A 5,028-nucleotide genomic window follows, 5' to 3' on the forward strand; every position below is an offset into this window, starting at 1 on the left:
ACGTGTCCGCCATCGGCCTGTCGCAGATCGCCGCCGCGCAGTTCCTGCACGTCTATCAGCCGCGCAACTGGATCAACTGCGGCCAGGCCGGTCCGCTGGGCTGGACCATTCCCGCTGCGCTGGGCGTGCGTGCTTCCGACCCGACCACCGACATCGTGGCGATTTCGGGCGACTACGATTTCCAGTTCCTGATCGAAGAACTGGCTGTGGGCGCGCAATTCAAGCTGCCTTACATCCACGTGCTGGTGAATAACTCCTATCTGGGCCTGATCCGCCAGTCGCAGCGCGGCTTCGATATGGACTTCTGCGTGCAGCTGTCCTTCGAAAACGTGAACGCGCCGGAACTGAATGGCTACGGCGTGGACCACGTGGCCGTGGTGGAAGGCCTGGGCTGCAAGGCGATCCGCGTGCACAAACCGGACGACATCATCCCCGCTTTCGAAAAAGCGCGCGAATTGATGGCTCAGTTCAGCGTTCCCGTTGTAGTGGAAGTGATCCTGGAGCGCGTGACCAATATCGCCATGGGCACTGAAATCAACGCCATCAATGAATTCAACGACGTCATCGACGCAGCATAAAGGAGACTGCAAATGCCTAAATACGCCGCCAACCTGACCATGCTGTACAACGATGTGCCCTTCCTGGACCGCTTCGCTGCAGCCGCCGATAACGGATTCAAAGGTGTCGAGTTCCTCTTCCCCTACGTCTTCGAACCGGAACAGATCCAGGAAAAACTGCAGCAGTACAAACTGGAGATGGTGCTGCACAACCTGCCGGCCGGCCGCTGGGAAGCCGGCGAACGCGGTATCGCCTGCCATCCCGACCGCGTCGAAGAATTCGAAGAAGGCGTGGCTTCGGCTGTGCGCTATGCCAAGGTGCTGGGCACGCAGCGCATCAACTGCCTGGTCGGCATCCAGCCGCAAAAAGTGGAGCGCAGCGCAGCCCAGGAAACGCTGGTGCGCAATCTTAAGTTTGCCGCTGACGCGCTGAAGAAAGCCGGCGTACCGCTGCTGATTGAACCGATCAACACCTACGACATCCCGGGCTTCTTCCTGTCCGGCACCCGCCAGGGCCTGGAGCTGATCGAGCAAGTGGGCTCGGACAACCTGTTCCTGCAGTACGACATCTATCACATGCAGCGCATGGAAGGTGAACTGGCCAACACGATCAAGAACCACAAATCCGTCATCAAGCATATCCAGCTGGCCGACAATCCGGGCCGCTTTGAGCCGGGCACGGGTGAGATCAACTACCGCTACCTGCTGAACTTCCTCGACGAAATCGGCTACGACGGCTGGGTGGGCTGCGAATACAAGCCCAAGGCCACCACGGCGGAAGGCCTGGGCTGGCGCGAAGCACTGGCAGCATAAAACACCAACACGATAAGGAGACCAATCATGCAAAAACTCGGATTCATCGGCCTTGGCATCATGGGCGGCCCAATGGCAGGACACCTGCAAGCTGCCGGCCACAAACTGTATCTGCACGACGTAAAGAACCCGCCAGCCAACCTGGTGGAAAGCGGTGCTACCGTCTGCACCTCCGCCATGGAAGTGGCCAAGCGCGCCGACATCATCTTCCTGATGGTGCCGGACACCCCGCAGGTGGAAGAAGTGCTGTTCTCGGAAGACGGCATCGCGGCCGGCCTCACCGCCGGCAAGATCGTGGTGGACATGAGCTCCATCTCGCCGATCGCCACCAAGGAATTCGCCAAGAAGATCAACAAGAAAAGCTGCGCCTACCTGGACGCTCCGGTGTCCGGCGGCGAAGTGGGCGCCAAGGCGGCCTCGCTGACCATCATGGTCGGCGGTCCGCAGGAAGCCTTCGACACCGTCAAGCCGCTGTTTGACCTGATGGGCAAGAACATCACCCTGGTGGGCGGCAATGGCGATGGCCAGACCACCAAGGTCGCCAACCAGATCATCGTGGCGCTGAACATCCAGGCTGTAGCCGAAGCCCTGCTGTTCGCATCCAAGGCGGGAGCCGATCCTGCCAAGGTGCGTGAAGCGCTGATGGGCGGCTTTGCTTCCTCGCGCATTCTGGAAGTGCATGGCGAGCGCATGGTGAAGCGCACCTTCAACCCTGGCTTCCGCATCGCCCTGCATCAGAAGGACCTGAACCTGGCCCTTCAAGGCGCCAAGGCCCTGGGCGTGTCGTTGCCGAACACCTCGGCCACGCAGGAACTGATGAACGCCTGCGCGGCCAACGGACTATCCGGCCTCGATCACTCGGCGCTGTGCCAGGCGGTCGAGCTGATGTCCAACCACAAAATCGCACAAGGCTGAACACCATGACCGCGCCACAACCTCGCCAGCTCCTGCTGGACCTTTACGACGCAGCAATTGGCGCGGTTCATCCGCGCAACCTGGTGCAGGATTTCCTGCCAACGCCGCCTGCGAACGGCAAGACTCTCGTGATCGGCGCAGGCAAAGGTGCGGCCGCGATGGCGCAGGCGGTGGAGCGCAGCTGGCAAGGCCCCTTGTCCGGCCTGGTGGTAACTCGTTATGGCCATGGCGCCGACACCCGGCATATCGAAGTGGTGGAAGCCTCCCACCCGGTGCCGGACGACGCCGGCCAGAAGGCTGCCGCGCGCATGCTGGAAATGGTGCAGGACCTGACCGAGAACGACCTGGTGCTGTGCCTGATCTCCGGTGGCGGCTCCGCCCTTCTGGCGTTGCCGGCCGAAGGCATCACCCTGGCGACCAAGCAGGCCATGAATAAGGCCCTGCTGAAAAGCGGCGCCACCATCGGCGAAATGAATTGCGTACGCAAGCACCTGTCCGCAATCAAGGGCGGCCGTCTGGCGCTCGCTTGCGGCAAGGCGCGCGTGGTCACGCTGTTGATTTCCGACGTGCCGGGCGATGACCCGCGCGTGATCGCCAGCGGCCCTACCCTGCCCGATGCCACCACGAGTGCCGAAGCGCTGGCCATCCTGCGCAAGTACAACATCGGCATTCCGCAAAGCGTGCAGGAACATCTGGAATCGCCCGCCAGCGAAACACCAAAGCCGGGCGATCCACGCTTTGCAGGCCATACACATCACGTGATCGCTACCGCGCAGTATGCACTGGAGGCCGCCGCCGCCAAGGCGCGCAGCGCAGGCATCACACCCTACATCCTGTCAGACGGCATTGAAGGCGAAGCGCGCGACATCGGCTTGATGCACGCCGCCATGGCCCGCCAGGTTGTCGCCCACGGCCAGCCCTTCCAGCGTCCATGCGTCATCCTGTCCGGCGGCGAAACCACTGTCACCGTGCGCGGCGAAGGACGCGGCGGCCGTAACGTGGAATTCCTGCTCAGCTTTGCTCTGGCCATGGAAGGCGCAAACAATGTGCACGCCATTGCCTGCGACACCGACGGCATCGACGGCTCGGAAGACAACGCGGGCGCTGTGTATGCACCGGACTCGCTGGCGCGCGCCGCAGCGAAAGGCGTGAACGGCAAGCACCTGCTGGCCGACAACGATGCCTACAGCTTCTTCAGCGCGCTGGATGACCTCGTGGTCAGCGGCCCGACCCGCACCAATGTGAATGATTTCCGCGCCATCCTGATCCTGTAAAAGAAAGACCGCAAAACATGCGCAGAGAACGCAAAGCCAAAATCGTTGCAACCCTCGGCCCGGCCAGCAATGACCGCGCCACCATCAAGGCGCTGTTCGAAGCGGGCGCCGACGTGTTCCGCTTCAACTTCAGCCATGGCAGCCATGCCGACCACCACGCGCGCTACCTCGTCGTGCGCGCCATCGAAAAGGAATTGGGCCGCCCCATCGCCATCCTGGCCGACCTGCAAGGTCCCAAGCTGCGCATCGGCCAGTTCGGCGGCGGCAAGGTGACGCTGCAAGCCGGCGCAGAGTTCCGCCTGGACCAGGACCCGGCACCGGGAAGTGTGAATCGCGTCTGCCTGCCGCATCCCGAGCTGTTCGCGGTGGTCAGTGCAGGCCAGTCATTGCTGCTGGACGATGGCCGTATCCGCCTCGAAGTGGTCGGCAGTGAGCCGGACGCCATCTACACCCGTGTGGTGACGGGCGGCGTGCTGTCGGATCGCAAAGGCGTGAACGTGCCTGATGCCGTGTTGCCCATCCCCGCGCTCACCGCCAAGGACAAGGCCGACCTCGAATTCGCGCTGGATCTCGGCGTGGACTGGATCGCCCTCTCCTTCGTGCAGCTGCCCGAAGACGTGGCGCAGGCCAAGGCACTGGTGAATGGCCGCGCCGGAGTGCTGTCCAAGCTGGAAAAGCCGGCAGCGCTGGAGCGACTGGAAGAAATCGTCAGCGTGTCCGACGCGATCATGGTGGCGCGCGGTGACCTTGGCGTCGAACTGCCACCCGAGCGCGTGCCCGGCGTCCAGAAGCGCATCGTGCGCCTGTGCCGCAAGCATGGCAAGCCGGTCGTAGTGGCCACGCAGATGCTGGAATCCATGGTCAACGCACCGGTGCCGACGCGTGCCGAAGCCTCGGACGTCGCGAACGCCGTGTATGAAGGCGCGGATGCTGTAATGCTGTCGGCCGAATCGGCCAGCGGCGCGTATCCGGTCCAAGCGGTATCGATCATGAACCGCATCATCTGTGAAGTGGAGCGTGATCCGCTGTATCCCGCCATGATCGAAGCCCAGCACCAGGCTCCGCTGCCCAACAAGGGCGACGCCATCAGCGCCGCCATGCGCGACGCGGCGCGCATCATGGGCGCCAAAGCCATGGTGGCTTATACGAATTCAGGCCATAGCAGCCTGCGCACGGCACGCGAGCGGCCGATGGCGCCGATCGTCAGCATCACCCCCAAACCGGAAACGGCGCGCCGTCTGGCGCTGGCCTGGGGCGTGCACAGCACCGTGAGCCAGGATGTCAGCAATGTGGATGAAATGGTGGCCGCGGCTTGCCGTACGGCGCTGCGCGAGGGGTTCGTGAAGCCGGGCGATCAGATTGCCATTGCAGCGGGCACGCCGTTCGGCCAGCCTGGCAGCACTAACCTGCTGCGCCTGGCGGAAATCTGGCCGCAGTAGATCCTCTAGTACCGTCTTTCTCTTTTGCGC

General features: G+C 63.0%; 5 protein-coding genes. All 5 read left to right on the plus strand.

All coding sequences use genetic code 11. The features are described from left to right. The coding region (locus AB4Z11_RS22765; protein ID WP_442027854.1) for a thiamine pyrophosphate-dependent enzyme at positions 1 to 578 on the plus strand (578 nt) is incomplete at its 5' end. A gap of 12 nt (positions 579 to 590) precedes the next feature. After that, positions 591 to 1,370, plus strand: coding sequence for a hydroxypyruvate isomerase (gene hyi / locus AB4Z11_RS22770; protein WP_442027855.1), 780 nt, complete (start codon positions 591 to 593; stop codon positions 1,368 to 1,370). A 27-nt stretch (positions 1,371 to 1,397) separates the two neighbouring features. Continuing rightward, positions 1,398 to 2,285 carry a 2-hydroxy-3-oxopropionate reductase gene (glxR, locus tag AB4Z11_RS22775; RefSeq protein ID WP_442027856.1) on the plus strand — a complete coding sequence of 296 codons (888 nt, stop codon included), beginning with the start codon at positions 1,398 to 1,400 and terminating at the stop codon, positions 2,283 to 2,285. A 5-nt stretch (positions 2,286 to 2,290) separates the two neighbouring features. Further along, positions 2,291 to 3,559: a glycerate kinase type-2 family protein gene (locus tag AB4Z11_RS22780; RefSeq protein WP_442027857.1), complete on the plus strand. Its 1,269-nt coding sequence runs from the start codon at positions 2,291 to 2,293 to the stop codon at positions 3,557 to 3,559. 17 nt (positions 3,560 to 3,576) lie between these two features. Then, a complete protein-coding gene (gene pyk, locus AB4Z11_RS22785; RefSeq protein WP_442027859.1) occupies positions 3,577 to 4,998 on the plus strand; it encodes a pyruvate kinase in 1,422 nt (473 codons plus the stop codon). The last annotated feature ends 30 nt before the right edge of the window (positions 4,999 to 5,028 follow it).

This window comes from Pseudoduganella sp. RAF53_2 (assembly GCF_052113985.1).
Lineage (GTDB): Bacteria > Pseudomonadota > Gammaproteobacteria > Burkholderiales > Burkholderiaceae_D > Rugamonas.

Coding starts and splice junctions, on each gene's coding strand:
- hyi (WP_442027855.1), top strand. CDS start 591: ATGCCTAAATACGCCGCCAACCTGACCATGCTGTACAACGATGTGCCC.
- AB4Z11_RS22780 (WP_442027857.1), top strand. CDS start 2,291: ATGACCGCGCCACAACCTCGCCAGCTCCTGCTGGACCTTTACGACGCA.
- pyk (WP_442027859.1), top strand. CDS start 3,577: ATGCGCAGAGAACGCAAAGCCAAAATCGTTGCAACCCTCGGCCCGGCC.
- glxR (WP_442027856.1), top strand. CDS start 1,398: ATGCAAAAACTCGGATTCATCGGCCTTGGCATCATGGGCGGCCCAATG.